Origin of the sequence: Nocardia sp. NPDC051321 (assembly GCF_044455225.1) — a bacterium.
Taxonomy (GTDB): domain Bacteria; phylum Actinomycetota; class Actinomycetes; order Mycobacteriales; family Mycobacteriaceae; genus Nocardia.
Genome location: NZ_JBITEM010000013.1, coordinates 75494 through 92043 on the forward strand (window position 1 = coordinate 75494; position 16550 = coordinate 92043).

The 16550-nt window shown below is 66.4% G+C and carries 16 protein-coding genes; 9 read left to right on the forward strand and 7 right to left on the reverse strand.

Annotated features, from left to right (window positions below; translation table 11 throughout):
• Positions 1-57: 57 nt before the first annotated feature.
• Entirely contained in the window at positions 58-786 is a 729-nt protein-coding gene (locus ACIA8C_RS29970) for a Clp protease N-terminal domain-containing protein (RefSeq protein ID WP_397140461.1), read from the forward strand.
• Positions 787-817: 31 nt separating this feature from the next.
• On the forward strand, positions 818-1018 hold the full coding sequence (locus ACIA8C_RS29975; protein WP_397140463.1) for a hypothetical protein: 201 nt from the start codon (positions 818-820) through the stop codon (positions 1016-1018).
• A 3-nt stretch (positions 1019-1021) separates the two neighbouring features.
• On the opposite strand, the gene ACIA8C_RS29980 is transcribed toward ACIA8C_RS29975, so the two are convergent.
• Both ACIA8C_RS29980 and ACIA8C_RS29985 read right to left on the reverse strand, forming a co-directional pair.
• A complete protein-coding gene (locus ACIA8C_RS29980) occupies positions 1022-1696 on the reverse strand; it encodes a suppressor of fused domain protein (protein ID WP_397140465.1) in 675 nt (224 codons plus the stop codon).
• A gap of 168 nt (positions 1697-1864) precedes the next feature.
• On the reverse strand, positions 1865-3922 hold the full coding sequence (locus ACIA8C_RS29985; RefSeq protein WP_397140467.1) for an NAD(+) synthase: 2058 nt from the start codon (positions 3920-3922) through the stop codon (positions 1865-1867).
• An 88-nt stretch (positions 3923-4010) separates the two neighbouring features.
• Here ACIA8C_RS29985 and ACIA8C_RS29990 point away from each other — a divergent pair, with 88 nt between their 5' ends.
• Positions 4011-4304: a hypothetical protein gene (locus tag ACIA8C_RS29990; protein WP_040739548.1), complete on the forward strand. Its 294-nt coding sequence runs from the start codon at positions 4011-4013 to the stop codon at positions 4302-4304.
• Between the two features lie 289 nt (positions 4305-4593).
• Positions 4594-6219: a chaperonin GroEL gene (gene groL, locus ACIA8C_RS29995; RefSeq protein ID WP_397140470.1), complete on the forward strand. Its 1626-nt coding sequence runs from the start codon at positions 4594-4596 to the stop codon at positions 6217-6219.
• 142 nt (positions 6220-6361) lie between these two features.
• On the opposite strand, the gene ACIA8C_RS30000 is transcribed toward groL, so the two are convergent.
• Positions 6362-7381, reverse strand: a complete 1020-nt coding sequence (locus ACIA8C_RS30000; protein ID WP_397140472.1) for an SMP-30/gluconolactonase/LRE family protein — start codon at positions 7379-7381, stop codon at positions 6362-6364.
• Between the two features lie 124 nt (positions 7382-7505).
• Between ACIA8C_RS30000 and ACIA8C_RS30005 the strand changes: the two genes are divergently transcribed.
• From ACIA8C_RS30005 to ACIA8C_RS30015, 3 genes are all read left to right on the forward strand, one after another.
• Positions 7506-7970 (forward strand): MarR family winged helix-turn-helix transcriptional regulator, encoded by a 465-nt coding sequence (locus ACIA8C_RS30005; protein WP_397140474.1) that lies wholly within the window; start codon positions 7506-7508, stop codon positions 7968-7970.
• Positions 7971-8655: 685 nt separating this feature from the next.
• On the forward strand, positions 8656-9288 hold the full coding sequence (locus ACIA8C_RS30010; protein WP_379284343.1) for a TetR/AcrR family transcriptional regulator: 633 nt from the start codon (positions 8656-8658) through the stop codon (positions 9286-9288).
• A gap of 30 nt (positions 9289-9318) precedes the next feature.
• Positions 9319-10179 carry an alpha/beta fold hydrolase gene (locus ACIA8C_RS30015; protein WP_397140476.1) on the forward strand — a complete coding sequence of 287 codons (861 nt, stop codon included), beginning with the start codon at positions 9319-9321 and terminating at the stop codon, positions 10177-10179.
• Here the strand turns inward: ACIA8C_RS30015 and ACIA8C_RS30020 are convergent.
• From ACIA8C_RS30020 to ACIA8C_RS30030, 3 genes are all read right to left on the reverse strand, one after another.
• Positions 10176-10832, reverse strand: a complete 657-nt coding sequence (locus tag ACIA8C_RS30020) for a TetR/AcrR family transcriptional regulator C-terminal domain-containing protein (protein WP_397140478.1) — start codon at positions 10830-10832, stop codon at positions 10176-10178. The genes ACIA8C_RS30015 and ACIA8C_RS30020 overlap by 4 nt on opposite strands.
• Before the next feature lie 77 nt (positions 10833-10909).
• Entirely contained in the window at positions 10910-12967 is a 2058-nt protein-coding gene (locus tag ACIA8C_RS30025; protein ID WP_397140480.1) for a prolyl oligopeptidase family protein, read from the reverse strand.
• 41 nt (positions 12968-13008) lie between these two features.
• A complete protein-coding gene (locus tag ACIA8C_RS30030; RefSeq protein ID WP_397140482.1) occupies positions 13009-13302 on the reverse strand; it encodes a hypothetical protein in 294 nt (97 codons plus the stop codon).
• 175 nt (positions 13303-13477) lie between these two features.
• Between ACIA8C_RS30030 and ACIA8C_RS30035 the strand changes: the two genes are divergently transcribed.
• Positions 13478-14452, forward strand: a complete 975-nt coding sequence (locus ACIA8C_RS30035) for a dipeptidase (RefSeq protein ID WP_397140484.1) — start codon at positions 13478-13480, stop codon at positions 14450-14452.
• Here the strand turns inward: ACIA8C_RS30035 and ACIA8C_RS30040 are convergent.
• Positions 14449-14787 carry an MmcQ/YjbR family DNA-binding protein gene (locus ACIA8C_RS30040; RefSeq protein ID WP_397140486.1) on the reverse strand — a complete coding sequence of 113 codons (339 nt, stop codon included), beginning with the start codon at positions 14785-14787 and terminating at the stop codon, positions 14449-14451. The genes ACIA8C_RS30035 and ACIA8C_RS30040 overlap by 4 nt on opposite strands.
• A 234-nt stretch (positions 14788-15021) precedes the next feature.
• On the opposite strand from ACIA8C_RS30040, the gene lpdA reads away from it, so the two are divergent.
• Positions 15022-16425, forward strand: coding sequence for a dihydrolipoyl dehydrogenase (lpdA, locus tag ACIA8C_RS30045; RefSeq protein ID WP_397140488.1), 1404 nt, complete (start codon positions 15022-15024; stop codon positions 16423-16425).
• Positions 16426-16550 lie beyond the last annotated feature (125 nt).

Sequence of the window (16550 nt, forward strand, 5' to 3'; positions counted from 1 at the left end):
ACTCGCCTTCGTCAACTAGGGGTTGACGGTCGTCAATCGTCAACCTATCGTTGACGCATGACGATTCCTTACCGCCTCGACGACCTGATCGACGGTATCAAGAAAGCCCGCCCCGACAATGTGCTCGACCAACTGTCCGACGCTGTGGTCACCGGCAATCATCTCGGTGAACTGGCCGATCACCTGATCGGTCACTTCGTCGACCAGGCCCGCCGCACCGGCGCGTCGTGGACCGACATCGGCGCCAGCATGGGCGTCACCAAGCAGGCCGCGCAGAAGCGTTTCGTGGCCAAGGGCCCCAGCGATGTGGCCCAGGCCGCCCTGATGGATCCCAACGCGGGCTTCGCCAGGTTCACCGACCGGGCCCGTACCATCATCGTTGCCGCGCAAGAAGCCGCTCGTACCGCCGGAAACTCGGAGATCGGCACCACGCACCTGGTGCTCGGCCTCCTGGCCGAACCCGACGGCATCGGCGCGAAAGAGATCCTCACCAGCGGCATCACCCTGGAAGCGGTGCGCGAGGCCGCGACGGCCGCGCTGCCCGCCGGGGCAGGCGAGGTTCCCCCGCTCATCCCCTTCGATCCGGAAGCCAAGAAGGCCCTCGAACTCACCTTCCGTGAAGCACTTCGCCTCGGCCACAACTACGTCGGCACCGAACACATCCTGCTCGCTCTGCTCGAACAGGAGAACGGGGCGGGCCTGCTCACCGGGCTCGGCATGGACAAGACGAAGACCGAAGCCCACATCGTCGAACTCCTGTCCGCGTTCTACACCGAAAAGTCATGAGGCGCGGGTGGGCGCCGAAGAGAGGGGCGCCATGAAGATCGGTGCGGTAGTCCTCGCGGTGTCCATCCTGGTCGCGGCCGGTTGGCCTGCCGTTCGCGGACGGATCCGCCGAGCGCGCAACGGATTTCGTGCGGTCAACGCCGCGCGGGTGCGCAGGCGGCGGCTGATCCGCTCGCGGGGTGCGGCGCGGCAGGGGCAGCGGCAACCGCTCGATCTGCTGCGCGCCGCATGAAACCTAGGCGCGCCCGCGCAACCCACCACCCCAACGCGGCCATTGCGCTTGGGGTTTCGGCTCGGGCACCAGCGGCTCGCGCTCGACATCGGTGACGTACAGCGGTAGGTGGGGTGCCAGTTCCTCGAGCAATGCGAGCGTCTTGCCGCCCTGCGCGGCCCGGTACTCGGGCATCGTCAGCCCGACGATCTGCAGGAATCGCACACTGCCGTGCGGTGTTTCGATGGTGCCGAGCTCCGGGTCGACGGTGAAGCCCACCGCGTGAATGCCCGAATTCGGCTGGTCGGCGGCGATCGGGCCGTTCGCCTTGATGGTGTGCCCCGGCTCGAACCACTTGCCGGACTGGAAGACATAGCGCGCGAGATTCTGCAGGAAGTTCGCGGGCCATACCGGCGGCTCGGTGTCGGCCGGCCCGCGCACCAGCCGGAAGGTGAACTCGAAGCCCCAACCGGACTTCTCGGGGTTGTCCCACTCCTTCTCGTACAGCTCGGTCATGCCGTAACCGATGTAGTGCCAGTGCGGTACCGGTTCGGTGCGTGAGTACGCGCTGATGCCGTCGAGTGGATCGGGTCCACCGAGCGACCAGCGGTGATCGGTGGCCCAATGGAAAGGTTCGATATCGCCGTACAACGGACGCAGCGCGCCGTCGATGGCATTCCAGCCGGGTGCTTCACTCACTGACCCACCATAAGCCGCGTGCTCGTGACTACGCCGAGCTCCGCTCGGCTAGGTCACGAGCCCACTATGTCCATTGGGCTTGGTCGCTGCGCTCCCGCGCCGTGTGCAGACTTGTTGTATCACCCTGCAGGGCAACGGGTTTGACCGACGCAAATTGTTGGGGGTCGGCTATTCGTTCGGGACGTTGCGGTCGAGTTCGTCCAGCCAGGCTGTGGCGTAGGCGTCGCTTGGGGCGCGCCAGTCGCCGCGGGGGGACAGGGAGCCGCCGGAGCCGACCTTGGGGGCGTTGGGCAGGGTTGAGCGTTTGAATTGGCTGGTTTGGATGAAGCGGCGCAGGAATTCCGCGAGCCAATGTTTGATGGTGGGCAGGTCGTAGGCGTTGCGCTGGTCGGCGGGGATCAGGTCGGGCCATGGGCCTTGGGCCGGATCTGACCACGCGTGGCTGGCTAGGTAGGCGATGCGGCTGGGGCGGTAGCCGAAGCGGAGCAGGTAGTAGAGGTGGAAGTCCTGCAGTTCGTAGGGGCCGACGGTGGCCTCGGAGCTCTGGCTCGGCGCGGCGGAGTCGGTGTCGGGCACCAATTCTGGGGAGATCTCCGTCCGCAGGATCGACCCGAGCACCTCGCCTGCGGCCGGGCCGAACTCGGCGGTGTCCACCGACCAGGCGATCAGATATTTGATCAGCGTCTTGGGCACCGACGCGTTCACGCTGTAGTGCGCCATGTGGTCGCCGACGCCGAAAGTGCACCAGCCGAGGGCGAGTTCGCTGAGATCGCCGGTGCCGATGACGAGCGCGCCGTGCTGGTTCGCCAGCCGGAACAGGTGCGAGGTGCGCTCGCCCGCCTGCACGTTCTCGTAGGTGATGTCGTACTGCGGCACGCCGTCGGCGGCGGGATGGCCGAGGTCGCGCAGCATCTGGGTGGCCGACGGGCGGATGTCGATTTCTTGCGTGGTGACACCGAGTGCGTCCATCAGCCGGTGCGCGTCGGTGCGGGTTCGGGTGCTGGTCGCGAAGCCAGGCATGGTGTAGGCCAAGACATTTGCGCGCGGCAGCCCGAGCCGGTCCATCGTCTGGGCGGCCACGATCAGCGCCAGGGTGGAGTCGAGCCCGCCGGAAACGCCGATGACGACCCGCTGCATTCCGGTGGCGCGCAGCCGGGTACTCAGTCCCTCCACTTGAATGTGCTGCACTTCGGCGCAGCGGTCGTTGCGGACCGCTGGATCGGCAGGCACGTAAGGGAAGCGCTCGATGTCGCGCCGAAGTTCAACCGCGCCCGCCGGGATCGGCAACTCCACCTCGATGCGACGCAGTTCGGCGAGCCGCTCCCGGTGGTCGTGCACATTGTCAGCAAAGCTGGTGGTGCGCAGCCGATCCGCGGCCAGTCGGCGCAGATCTAGGTCGGCGGTGACCAGCTGGGGCTGATCGGCGAAACGCGCACCCTCGGCGAGCAGGTCACCGTTCTCGCACACCAGCGCCTGCCCGTCCCACGCCAGGTCGGTCGTCGATTCCCCATGTCCCGCAGCCGAATACAGATAGGCGGCGAGATAGCGCGCCGAATGCGACGTGCACAGCGCCCTGCGATAGTCCGCCTTGCCGATGACGATATTGCTCGCCGACAGGTTGACCAGCACCGTTGCCCCGGCCAGCGCCGCATAACCGCTGGGCGGCAACGGAACCCACCCGTCCTCACAGATTTCCAGATGGAACACGAACCCGTCGAGATTGCTGGCGGTGAACAGCAGATCTGCGCCGAACGGCACCCGCTGCCCGGCGATCGTGACGTGTGTGCCGAGGTTCTCCCGAGCCGCCGCGAACTGGCGCTTCTCGTAGAACTCCCGATAGTTCGGCAGGTAGCTCTTCGGCACCGCGCCGAGCACCACGCCGCGGCACACCGCGACGGCGCAGTTGAACAGCCGTCCCTGGGTCCGCACCGGCGTGCCGACCACCAGCACCGTATCGATGTCGACGCTCTCCGCGACCACGCGCGCCAGTGCCGCCTCGACCGCTTCGTCCAGCGCGTCCTGGTGGAACAGATCGTCGGCGGTATAGCAGGAAAGCCCTAGCTCAGGGAAGACGGTCAGCACCACCGCGTCGGCCGCGGCCTGCCTGGCCAGCAGCAGCGTCTGCTCGACGTTGTAGGCCGGGTCCGCGACCCGCACCCGGGGCACGGCCACCGCCACCCGTGCGAAGTCGTGCCGGTAGAGCGATGCGAAGGGCAGTTCGTGCACTGCCGTCCCCCTTCGACGAGGATGCCGGAGATGATCATGATTTCCCCTCCGGAACCTACCCTCGATGCTGGCCCGCTAAGCTATAGCAATGGCGGATGAAACGGATTCCGACCTAATCGCGGGGGAACGACGCGCCGATCTGTTGCGTGCGCTTTCTTATGTGTCCACAGAGTCACAGCCGGACGGCGGCTATGTCGTCAACGGTGACCTTCCCCCCGAGGTGGCGCCCCCATTTATTCGGGCGATCATGCGGGTCGAAGCGGAGTTGTTGTTGCACGACGCGGAGCTGGTCACCGTGGAAGGTGGCGAGCCGAGGTCCCCGGAGGAACGCCGGACCGACGCGTTCGTCGCGTTGGTGTTGCGCGTCGACGATCGGGCGTAGGGATAGGGCGCGCCGTGAGCGCCAGGCCCGGAGGCGGTAGCGAAGCGTGACCACGCAGGGACCGCGAACGGCGCCATAGGGCAGAGCACCTTGCACTCGGCACGACCGAGTGCTAAAAATGGCTTTGGCACTCTCTACCTATGAGTGCCAGGTCGGGACGGTGAGACCGGGTTCCATCGACACCCTCGGTCGTCCGTCGCGGGCACCGCACCTGGCCAGCGTAATGGGGCGATCCAACCTGTGATCGTCCTGTGTGTCAGCCATACACATGGAGGATCTCAACAACGCCATGGCCAAGACAATTGCGTACGACGAAGAGGCCCGTCGCGGTCTCGAGCGGGGCCTCAATGCCCTCGCTGATGCGGTCAAGGTGACGCTGGGGCCGAAGGGTCGCAACGTTGTCCTGGAGAAGAAGTGGGGCGCCCCCACGATCACCAACGATGGTGTTTCCATCGCCAAGGAGATCGAGCTGGAGGACCCGTACGAGAAGATCGGCGCCGAGCTGGTCAAGGAAGTCGCCAAGAAGACGGACGACGTCGCTGGCGACGGCACCACCACCGCCACCGTGCTCGCCCAGGCGCTCGTGCGCGAGGGCCTGCGCAACGTCGCGGCCGGCGCGAACCCCCTCGGCCTGAAGCGCGGCATCGAGAAGGCCGTCGAGGCCGTCACCGCCAAGCTGCTCGACACCGCCAAGGAGATCGACACCAAGGAGCAGATCGCTGCTACCGCTGGTATCTCCGCAGGCGACTCGTCCATCGGTGAGCTCATCGCCGAGGCCATGGACAAGGTCGGCAAGGAAGGCGTCATCACCGTCGAGGAGAGCAACACCTTCGGGCTCCAGCTGGAGCTGACCGAGGGCATGCGCTTCGACAAGGGCTACATCTCGGGTTACTTCGTCACCGACCCGGAGCGTCAGGAAGCGGTCCTCGAGGATCCGTACATCCTGCTGGTCGGCTCGAAGATTTCGACCGTCAAGGACCTGCTGCCGCTGCTGGAGAAGGTCATCCAGGCCGGCAAGCCGCTGCTGATCATCGCCGAGGACGTCGAGGGCGAAGCCCTGTCGACCCTGGTGGTCAACAAGATCCGTGGCACCTTCAAGTCCGTTGCCGTCAAGGCGCCGGGCTTCGGTGACCGCCGCAAGGCGCAGCTCGCCGACATCGCCATCCTCACCGGTGGCGAGGTCATCAGCGAAGAGGTCGGCCTCTCCCTGGAGACCGCCGGCGTCGAGCTGCTCGGCCAGGCGCGCAAGGTCGTCATCACCAAGGACGAGACCACCATCGTCGAGGGCGCGGGCGACGCGGAGGCCATCAAGGGCCGCGTGCAGCAGATCCGTGCCGAGATCGAGAACTCGGACTCGGACTACGACCGGGAGAAGCTGCAGGAGCGTCTGGCCAAGCTGGCCGGCGGTGTTGCGGTCATCAAGGCCGGTGCCGCGACCGAGGTCGAGCTCAAGGAGCGCAAGCACCGCATCGAAGATGCCGTGCGTAACGCGAAGGCTGCCGTCGAAGAGGGCATCGTCGCCGGTGGTGGCGTTGCGCTGCTGCAGTCGGCGCCCGCGCTCGACGACCTGAAGCTCACCGGTGACGAGGCGACGGGCGCGAACATCGTGCGCGTCGCGCTGTCCGCGCCGCTGAAGCAGATCGCCTTCAACGCAGGCCTCGAGCCGGGCGTTGTCGCCGAGAAGGTCTCCAACCTGCCGGCCGGCCACGGCCTCAACGCCGATTCCGGCGTGTACGAGGACCTGCTCGCCGCCGGTGTCGCCGACCCGGTGAAGGTCACCCGCTCCGCGCTGCAGAACGCGGCGTCCATCGCGGCTCTGTTCCTCACCACCGAGGCCGTCGTCGCCGACAAGCCGGAGAAGTCCGCCGCACCTGCCGGCGACCCGACCGGTGGCATGGGCGGCATGGACTTCTGAGTCCAGCCACCCGGCAATACCTTTAGAAACCGAAAGCCGGTCCACCCTCGGGTGGACCGGCTTTCGGCGTCTGCGGAGTCCCGTCCGCGCTTCGATCCGAACTATACAGGTAAGGCTAACCTATATTCAAGTGTGGTTCGGGTCAGCTGCCGTCGACGGACAGGATGGTGAAGGGCTTCGGGGTGCCGGGGCCCATGGGTCCGCCCTTGTCGAATTGTGAAGCGACGACCAGGGTTTGATCGTTGACGCGGACCAATGTGGTTGGCAGGCCCAAGGATTCGTCGGTGATGCGGTGGTCCATGGTCGCCGCGGCGCCGTCCTCGGTGACGGTCCAGCGGGCGATGGTGTTGTCGGTGTTCTGCACCACCCACAAGGTATTGTCGCGCAGTTCTAATCCGTCGCCGTGGATCATGTTGCCGCCGTGCAGGTCGACCTTGCGGATCGGGTCCGCGGCGTCTGGGGTGAGGGCGATGCGGTACAGCTCGCCGACGTTCATGTCGACGGTCAGTAGGTAGCGCCCGCTCGCGTCTGCCACGATCCCGTTCAGGGTGAAGACATCGGGGGCATGCGGCGCGACGACCGTGCTCAGATCGAATTGTGTTGTCATATCGGCACGTCCGCCGTTGGCCGCGGCGTCGGCCACCTGCGCGGCGGTGACGCGATAGACGACGCTGCGCGTGGTATCGGTCAGGTACGCGGTGCCGTCCGGGGTGATGGCCAGGTCATTGACGAAGCGCGGCGCCGGGCCCGGTACGTCGAAACGGGCGATCAGTGCGCGAGTCGCGATGTCGTACACGGCAACTCCGGCGGTGGAGTCGGTCACCCAGAGCCGTCCCGCCTGATCGACCTTCAGTCCGTTGGCGGTCTTACGACCGTCGGCACCCGCAGGCAGGAAGATCTCGGCCTTCTTGGCCCCCGGCGTGGCCCGGTAGACGGCTCCGGTGGCGAACGAGCCGACGTAGGTGTCGCCGGTCCGCGGATCGGCGGCGATGCCCTCGGGGTAGACGCCGTCGCCCGGCAGGTCGTAGGCGGTGGTGATTCGGGTGGACGGCGCGGCAGGCGCGGGCTGCGCCGCGGTTTCGGTGCTTCCACAGGCCGCGACGGCGGTGCAGGCCACCGCGATGGCGAAGGTCGCCATGCGGCGGCGCGTTGCGTGGGACATGGTCTTGCCTCTCATCAGGTCTATCGCTTAGACGTACTCACATCTAAGGACGAATACGAACATAGATTAGAGTTCTAACATCAGTCAAGAGTCTTACGTAAGGTCGGGCAGATACCATGCGGTCATGACGTCCCTGCACTCCTCCGAGCGCCTCGGCTCTTACGTGAAGCGCGCCGAGCAGGCGCTGCAAACGGCAAAGCATGCCGCGCTGAAGCCCGCGGGCGTCACCGTCCCGCAGTACTCCGCCCTGCTCTTCCTCGGTGAGAACCCCGGCATCTCGGCCGCCGCGCTGGCCCGGCTGTGCGGCGTGACGCCGCCGACGATGAACACCGTGCTGACCAACCTGCAGGACCGCGGCCTCATCGAGCGCACCCCCCACGCGTGGCACAAGAACATCCTGGAAACCCGGCTCACCGAAGCGGGCGCCGCCGTCATGAAAGACGCCGACGCGCGCGCCGTCCGGGTCGAGCGCGCGGTAGCGGCCGGATTCACCGATGCCGAACGGGGCACCCTTCAGGAACTACTTGGCCGCTGCGCGGATCTGTTCGACTCCGTTCGGCCCGAAACCCCTTCCGCGCCAAAGAAATAGTCTGGCTCATCCGCCGAACTTGTTGCCGTCCAATGGTTTAGCGAGACCAGGTGCCGCATCGCCCGCGTGTCGTGCTGGTCACCTCCCACGCACTGCCTGCCGCTGCCGGGTGGCCGCCTTCCTCCTTCTCGCCGACCGAAGGCCTCTTTCGCCCCATCACGGCGACTGAAGGCGCCCTTGATCTCCCGCCGCAATCGGCATGCGGCTCAGCCTAATAACGGCACTAAGGCGAGGTCGGTGGTCGGCCGTGCGTAGTGGGTGCCGAGGCGGGATGTCACTCTCGTCGTCTATTCGTCAGTCCATTCGGAACTACCGGTACGGCGCGAAGTGCGCTGGGAGACAGGACGAATCAGGCATAACCAGCAGACCAGTTCGGTAAGAATTCATTCTACGAATTCCCGTCAAAATCACGGACCGCCTTCTCTGTCCGTCGATAACGTCCGTGTCGGCAAACTGTCAGTGACAATGGATTTGCCCGATGCCGACCCTCATCGGCGACGGTATGACGCGCTATCGGGCGAGCATATGAACCTGCCGTCGACGCGGTGTGAAAAGTGCTTAGCAAACGTACGTTGCGTTCCCAACAACTCTGCCAACTTTCGGCTAACGGCCAGTCAGTTGCGGGTTGATACCAAGGCGCCGATCCATGTCGAGTGCTTCTTGGGCTTCTGTATTGTCTGGCCCAATGTCACAGGATGCGAATACGGGTCGAATGTATGCCGGGCAACCCGTCGAGGACCGGCAACGTCAGCGGCGTGCGCGTTTTCTGGAATCGGGCCTGACGGTCTTCGCGCGCGACGGCTACGCCAATAGTTCGGTCGGCGCCATCTGTAAGGACGCCGGACTCTCCTCACGGCAGTTCTACGAGGAGTTCACCGGACGCGAGTCCCTACTACTAGAGCTCTACGAACAGATCGACCGCGAGTCGCGTGACGCGGTCGCCAAGTCATTGGAAAGCAAGGCCGACGCGAGCGCGCTCGAGATCATCGACGCGTCCACTCGCGCCTACGTCGAGTCCATCGGCTCGGATCCGCGCAAGGCGCGCGTCGCACTGGTCGAGGTGGTCGGTGCGGGACCGAAGGTGGAGAAGTTCCGGCTGGAACTGCGCCGGGTCTGGGGTTCGCTGCTGGCGGGTGCCGCGGAGGACGCGGCCATGCACGGCGAGATCCCGACCGGTGACTACGAGATGCGGGTGCTCGCGATCATCGGCGCGGTGAATTACGTGGTGGATTCGTGGAGCGGTGCGGATCCGCGCCCGCCGCTCGATGACGTGATCAGGGTGCTGAGCAGGGTGATCATGGGCGCGGTCGGCGCGTAGCCGCCGATCGGGCACGGTAGCGTGCCCAGCATGGAGACGGTTCCGATCCAGATGCCGGATGGCAGCACCGTTCCGGTGCGGCTGATCCCGGCCAGCGGTGCGCACCGGCATCCGGTCACGCCGGACGCACCGCGGCCGGTGCTGGTGATCGTGCCTGGTCTCGGGGTGCCCGCCGGGTATTACGAGGGGTTCGCAGGGAAGCTGGCGGCGCGCGGGTTCGACATGGCGATCGGCGAGCTGCGCGGCAACGGCGACAGCAGGCCGAAGCCGAGCGCCGCCAGCACCTACGGCTACCACGAGCTGGTGTCGGTCGACTTTCCGGCGATCTTCGAGGTGGTGCGCGATCGGTTCCCGGCGAGCACGCCGTACCTGCTCGGGCACAGCATGGGCGGTCAGTTCGCGGTCATGTACGCGTCGCGGATTCGCGGCAGGCTCGGCGGGCTGATCCTGATCGCCTCCGGAACGCCGTATTACCGTGGCTACCCGGGACTTTCGAGCCCGGGCATGCTGGTCGGCACGGCGGCCGCCGCGCTGACCGCGGGCCTGGCCGGCCTCTGGCCGGGCGACCGGATCCCGGCGGGCGGCTTCGGCAGGCAGTCCAAGGTGCTGGTCGCGGATTGGGCGCGGCTGGCCCGCACCGGCCGGTTCCAGCCGGTCGGTGCGGACATCGACTACGAGGAACGGATCGCCCGCCTGAAGCTGCCGGTTCTGTCCATCACCATCACCGGGGACGACCTCACCCCGCCGGGTTCGGCCGAACACCTGTTGAGCAAGCTGCCCAAGGCCGACGTGACGACCTGGCATCAGCCGGAACCGTTGGGGCACAACGGCTGGATCCGCGAATACAGCACCACCATCGATCAGATCGAGAAGTGGCTGCGCGATCGTTAGATGTGCCGGCGCCCCACGTCGAGATGGCGGCTGAACCCGTCGAGCATGGCGTCCAGCCCGACCTCGAAATGGTCGGTGGCGGTAGGCTGCTCCGGCTCGTCGCCGCGCTGCGCGGCGACCGCGGCAATGGCGTGGCTGAGGATGTGGCCGATCGTGTACTCGCGCAGGCAGCGGGTCAGCTGCAGCGCGACCGTCGCCGAAAACCCGTGCCCCTGTAGATGTTCCACCATCCAGCTACCGGTTTCGACGGCCAGTTCACTGCGCACCGGACGAGTCGCGAAGACCGGCACCGCGTTCGGGTGCCTGCGCAGCGTGGACCGCAGCCGGTGCGCGTAGGCGCGCATCAGGTCGCGCCAAGGTTCCTGCCACGGTAGGGATTCCATGTCCAGCTCGGCGAACATCGCGTCGGCGATGCCGTCGAACAGCTCCTGCTGATCGGTGAAGTGCCGGTAGGCGGCCATCGGATCGGCGCCGAGCGCGGTGCCGAGTTTGCGCATCGAAAATCCGTCGACACCCGTCCGATCGATGAGGGTCAGCGCGACAGCCGCGATATAGTCGCGGTTCAAGGTGGTTCGCGTCGACGGCGCCGGATTCGCCCGCCGGGTGCGGGCGCGCCGCGCGCGCGTCACCTCGACGAGGTTCTCGGAATCCACGACAGCTCTCCTCCCGGGCCCAGGTCTACGACGTAGATGGTATCTACACCGTAGGCCCAGGGCCCCGGAACCGGCGGTTACCCGCGCCGCTCGATGAGCATCTGGGTGAAGAACTCGTAGATCAGCCCCGCCTGAAAGGCGGACTGCTTGTTGTCCGCCGCGCCGCCGTGGCCGCCCTCGATGTTCTCGTGGTACCAGAATTTGTGGCCCTGCTCCTCCAGCAGCGCGGCCATCTTGCGGGCGTGGCCGGGGTGCACGCGGTCGTCGCGGGTGGAGGTGGTGAGCAGGATCGGCGGGTAGGCCACGTCGGCCTTGGCGTTCTGATACGGCGAGTACTTGCTGAGGTATGCCCACTCCTCGGGCTTGTCCGGGTCGCCGTATTCGGCGATCCAGGAGGCGCCCGCGAGCAGCAGGTGGTAGCGCTTCATGTCCAGCAGCGGCACCTGGCAGACGATCGCGCCGAACAGCTCCGGGTAGCGGGTCAGCATCACGCCCATCAGCAGGCCGCCGTTGCTGCCACCCACCGCGCCGAGCTGATCGGCCGTGGTGATGCCCCGTGCGACAAGGTCTTTCGCGATCGCGGCGAAGTCCTCATACACCTTGTGCCGGTTGGCCTTCTGCACCGAGGTGTGCCATTGCGGACCGTACTCGCCGCCGCCGCGGATGTTGGTCATCACCCAGGTGCCGCCGCGTTCCAGCCAGCCCATCCCGGACGCACCGCTGTAGGCGGGCGTACGCGAGACCTCGAAGCCGCCGTAACCGGACATCACCGTCGGGCCCGGGGTGCCCTTGCGGTCGCGATGGCGAATCACGAAGTACGGCACCTGAGTTCCGTCGTCCGAGGTCGCGAAGAACTGCTCGGTCTCGATGCCGTCGGCGTCGAAGAAGCCGGGCTCCTGCTTGAGCTGCTCGGTGTCGCCGCCGACCGAGCTGGCGAGCAGCGTGGCCGGGGTGGTGAATCCGCTGGTGGTGAGCATGAATTCGTCGCCGCCCTCGAGCGGGTCGAGATTTATCACGCTGGTGGTCGCCATCGGCGGGGTGTCGGACAATGACTCGCTGCGCCAGCCGCCCGCGCCCGGTGTCAGCACGTAGAGCTTGGTCTGCACGTCCTCGAGGGTGATGAGCAGCAGGTGGTTCTCGGTCCAGCCGTAACCGTGCAGCGAGGTGTGCGCGTCCGGGGTGAAGATCACCTCGAAATCTCTTGCGCCGGAAAGGAACTTGTCGAAGTCGATGGCCAGCAGCGCACCGGACGGGTAGGCGTTGCCGCCGACCTCCCACGGCGACTTCAGCCGGACGAGCAGCCAATCCTTGTACCAGGATTCGCTCGCATCGGTGGGTGTCTCCAGATGCCGTAGGGTGCCGTCGTTTTCGAGCAGGTACACGTCTTCGTTGAAGAAGTCGGTGGCGCGGCCGATGTAATGCCGCTCGTAGCCAGGGGTCCGGTCGTAGCCCGCCGAGACCGCGACGTCACCGGCTTCGCCCTCGAAAACGGTGACCGCTTCGGCCAACTCGGTGCCGCGCTGCCAGCGCTTGGCGATGCGCGGATAGCCGGAGTCGGTCAGCGAGCCGGGTCCGAAGTCGGTGCCGACGTACACCGCATCGATGTCGATCCAGCGCATCTCCGACTTCGCCTCGGGCAAAAAGAAGCCGCCGTCCGCAGGAGCGATGAATTCCCTTGTCGTCATGTCGAATTCGCGCACCACCTTGGCGTCCGCGCCGCCGCGCGACAGGCTGATCAGTGCGCGCGACTGTTCCGGCCGCAGCACCCCCGCGCCGCCCCACACCCAGTTCTCGTCCTCGGCGGCGGCCAGCGCGTCCAGGTCGATCAGCACGTCCCAGTCGGGCGATTCCTTCGCGTACTCGGCGAACGTGGTGCGCCGCCACAGGCCCCGCGGATGCTCGGCATCGCGCCAGAAGTTGTACAGCCAGCTGCCGCGCCGACTCGGGTAGGCGATCTTGGTGTCGGTGTCGAGCATGTCCAGAATGCGCTGTTCGAGCTCGCTGAACCGGTCGGCGGAGGCGAATCGCTCGACGACCACACTGTTGTGCGCACTGGCCCAGTCGAGGGCCCGCTCATCGGTCACTTCTTCGAGCCAGAGGTAAGGGTCGGTCACATTCTGCTCAACGCCGGTCATCCCCTCATTGTTGCCGACCAGCGCAAATCGCAGCGTGGGGGTTACCAGAAGTGCGCTACGTCCACCACAACGCGCGCCCCGCTGCCCGGCCCGCCGAGAGTGAATACCCGCATCGGCAGCCGTGCGCGGACGCCGAGCCCGACGGTGGTCTGGCCCTCGAACGATCCGGCCCACGCCACCTGGCGGAAGGTCTGGTACCCGGCCACGTCGACGAGCTCGTTCCGGTTGCCCGGCCGGTAGGTGGTGTTGCCCGCGGTGTCGTGCGCGGGCGCGAGGATGACGACATTCAGGAACGCGCCGCCACGCAGCGGCACCGGCGCACCCGATCCGTCCATTGTCACCCTGTCGACGTAGCCGACGCGATAGCCCGCGACCGAACCCGCGCGTACCGTGCCCGAAAAGGTTTGGTGACCTTGGTCGATCGGCCCGACACCGCGCGCGGCTGCGGTCTGGCTGCGGACCCGCTCAGTAGGATCGCGGGTTCGAGGCCGATCCGACCAGGAGGTTTCCTTGCCGCCCTTTCTCTGGGAGCAGCACTGCTGTCTACCGTTGGTGCCGTCGGCACGGATCGCGGACCTCGCCCGATACCCCCTCGGGTCGTATTTGTCGGTGAACGTCGGGTATTCGCCGCATTCGACGGAGGATTCGGTGAAGCTGGCGCGGCAGTACCGCGCGGACGCGCTCGCCGACGGACGATTCCGATTGGTGCACAGCCACTCCGACATCGGTGCACCGGAAACCATCGCGCTGGCCTTCGATTTGGAGGACTCCGGCCCGCTCGGCGGCGACCTCGACAACGTGGAGCTGTTCTACGACCTGGGCGTCCGCTCGATGTTGCCGACCTACAACAGCGCCAACAAGGCCGGTTGCGGCTGCCTCGATACCGACGACACCGGGCTCACCGCCTTCGGCGTGGATCTCGTGCACAAGCTCAACGAGGTCGGCATGTTCGTCGACGGATCGCACTGTTCGCGCCGCACCGGGCTCGATCTGGCCACGCACACGCGGGTGCCGATGATCTACAGCCACTCCAATTTCGCCGCGCTGCGGGAACACCCGCGCAATATCACCGATGAGCAGGCGAAGGCCTGTGCCGCGACCGGCGGCGTGATCGGCCTCAATGGGGTAGGTATCTTCCTTGGCCACAACGGAATCGATGACGCTGCCGCACGCGTCGAGGCGATGGCCGACCATGTCGAACACGGTGCCGAGTTGGTCGGCATCGAGCACATCGGAATCGGTTCGGACTATTCGTTCGACGCCGAGGACTTCAACGGCATGCTCGCGGACCACCCGGAGTTGTTCCCCGAGTCGTACACCAAATGGGGCCCGCTGCAATGGGTTCCGCCGGAGGATTTGCTGGGTACGAGCCGGGTGCCCGGCCTCGATGAGGTGCTGGCGCGGCGCGGTTTCCGCGAAGCGGATCGCGCGGCGGTGTTCGGCGGGAACTTTTCCCGGGTCGCCCAGCAGGTGTGGCGCGACTAGCCGAGGTGTTCTGCGGCCACCCGTTTGGGCACGCACATCCGCCACGCTTCGACGATGAGTTCGGTCAGCTCCGCCTCGTCGATGGCGGCCAGCCGCACTCGTACCCAGTTGTATCGCTCGTCCGACGGGCGCGGCATGATGAATTTGCCCGGCTCGGCCTCGACCAGCGCCACCCGCTCGGCCTTGGGGAACGCGAAACCCATGCGTGTTTCGTCCGCAGACAGCGCCAGATACACGATTCGGCCGATCCGATACTTGACCCGGTCGCGGACCAGCGCCTCGGTTGTTCGCGGCAGGCTCATCGCGATCCGACGTACGTCATCAGCTGTCACCACCGGCCAAGTATCGCGCCGGGGTATGACAGCTGAGCCGGACCGGATCGGTCCCGAGCGGCGTCCCCCCACCACCGATCGAGCTGTCACCACGACGCAACAGTAGCGAGCCGATTTGTCTGATTCGCCACTCCGGCCCGCTCGCGAGCACCGAACTTGCAGCCCGGTGTGGCCTGCGGCTCATTGTTGTGGGGGACCGGTGGGCCAACTCGTAGCGACAGAGTTAGGCTCGGTGTCGTGACTCCCCATTACGACGTTGTCGTTCTCGGTGCCGGTCCTGGCGGTTACGTCGCCGCCATCCGTGCGGCACAGTTAGGCCTCCGTACCGCGATCGTCGAGCAAAAGTACTGGGGCGGTGTGTGCCTGAACGTCGGCTGCATCCCTTCCAAGGCGTTGCTGCGTAACGCTGAACTGGCGCACATCTTCACCAAGGAAGCCAAGACCTTCGGGATCTCGGGCGAGGTGAACTTCGACTTCGGTGTCGCGTTCGATCGCAGCCGCAAGGTCGCGGACGGCCGGGTCAAGGGCGTCCACTTCCTGATGAAGAAGAACAAGATCGACGAGTTCGACGGTAAAGGCACCTTCACCGACGCGAACACCCTCTCGGTCGAGCTGTCCAAGGGCGGCACCGAGACGATCACGTTCGACAACGCGATCATCGCCGCGGGCACCGTCACCAAGCTGTTGCCGGGCACTCAGCTCAGCGACAACGTGGTGACCTACGAGGAGCAGATCCTCACCCGCGACCTGCCCGGTTCGATCCTGATCGTCGGGGCGGGCGCGATCGGCATGGAGTTCGGCTACGTCCTCAAGAACTACGGCGTCGACGTGCGCATCGTCGAGTTCCTGGACCGTGCGCTGCCGAACGAGGACGCGGACGTCTCCAAGGAGATCACCAAGCAGTACAAGAAGCTCGGCATCACCATCACCACCGGTGCCGCCGTGCAGTCCATCGATGACGACGGCGCCAAGGTCACCGTCGCGATCAAGGACAACAAGTCCGGCAACGTGGAGACGGTCACCGTCGACAAGGTGCTGCAGGCCGTCGGCTTCGCGCCCCGCGTCGAGGGCTACGGCCTGGAGGCGGCCGGCGTCCAGCTCACCGACCGCGGTGCCATCGCGATCGACGACTACATGCGCACCAACGTGGCGCACATCTACGCCATCGGTGACGTGACCGCGAAGCTGCAGCTCGCCCATGTCGCGGAGGCGCAGGGTGTGGTCGCCGCCGAGACCATCGCGGGCGCGGACACCGTCACTCTCGGTGACTACCGGATGATGCCGCGCGCCACCTTCTGCCAGCCGCAGGTCGCCAGCTTCGGCCTGACCGAGCAGCAGGCCCGCGACGAGGGCTACGACGTGAAGGTCGCGACCTTCCCGTTCACCGCCAACGGCAAGGCGCACGGCCTCGGCGATCCGACCGGTTTCGTCAAGCTGGTCGCCGACAGCAAGTACGGCGAACTGCTCGGCGGCCACCTCATCGGCCCCGACGTCTCGGAGCTGCTGCCCGAGCTCACCCTGGCCCAGAAGTGGGACCTCACGATCAACGAGCTCACCCGCAACGTGCACACCCACCCGACGCTCAGCGAAGCCCTGCAGGAGGCCTTCCACGGCCTCGCCGGGCACATGATCAACTTCTGAGCGCGGCCGCATAGACAGACGGTGGCGGGGGGGGCCACCGGGGGGGCCCGCCCCCCATTTTTTTTTGCGGGGGGGGGGGGGGGGGGGGGGGGGGGGGGTGTGGTTTTAGAGGATTTTGGTTTAGT

Bases quoted from the DNA above. Each gene is read 5' to 3' on its own strand.
- ACIA8C_RS29970 (WP_397140461.1), top strand. From the start codon at position 58: ATGACGATTCCTTACCGCCTCGACGACCTGATCGACGGTATCAAGAAA.
- ACIA8C_RS29975 (WP_397140463.1), top strand. From the start codon at position 818: ATGAAGATCGGTGCGGTAGTCCTCGCGGTGTCCATCCTGGTCGCGGCC.
- ACIA8C_RS29990 (WP_040739548.1), top strand. From the start codon at position 4,011: ATGGCGGATGAAACGGATTCCGACCTAATCGCGGGGGAACGACGCGCC.
- groL (WP_397140470.1), top strand. From the start codon at position 4,594: ATGGCCAAGACAATTGCGTACGACGAAGAGGCCCGTCGCGGTCTCGAG.
- ACIA8C_RS30000 (WP_397140472.1), bottom strand. From the start codon at position 7,381: ATGTCCCACGCAACGCGCCGCCGCATGGCGACCTTCGCCATCGCGGTG.
- ACIA8C_RS30005 (WP_397140474.1), top strand. From the start codon at position 7,506: ATGACGTCCCTGCACTCCTCCGAGCGCCTCGGCTCTTACGTGAAGCGC.
- ACIA8C_RS30010 (WP_379284343.1), top strand. From the start codon at position 8,656: ATGTCACAGGATGCGAATACGGGTCGAATGTATGCCGGGCAACCCGTC.
- ACIA8C_RS30015 (WP_397140476.1), top strand. From the start codon at position 9,319: ATGGAGACGGTTCCGATCCAGATGCCGGATGGCAGCACCGTTCCGGTG.
- ACIA8C_RS30025 (WP_397140480.1), bottom strand. From the start codon at position 12,967: ATGACCGGCGTTGAGCAGAATGTGACCGACCCTTACCTCTGGCTCGAA.
- ACIA8C_RS30030 (WP_397140482.1), bottom strand. From the start codon at position 13,302: ATGGACGGATCGGGTGCGCCGGTGCCGCTGCGTGGCGGCGCGTTCCTG.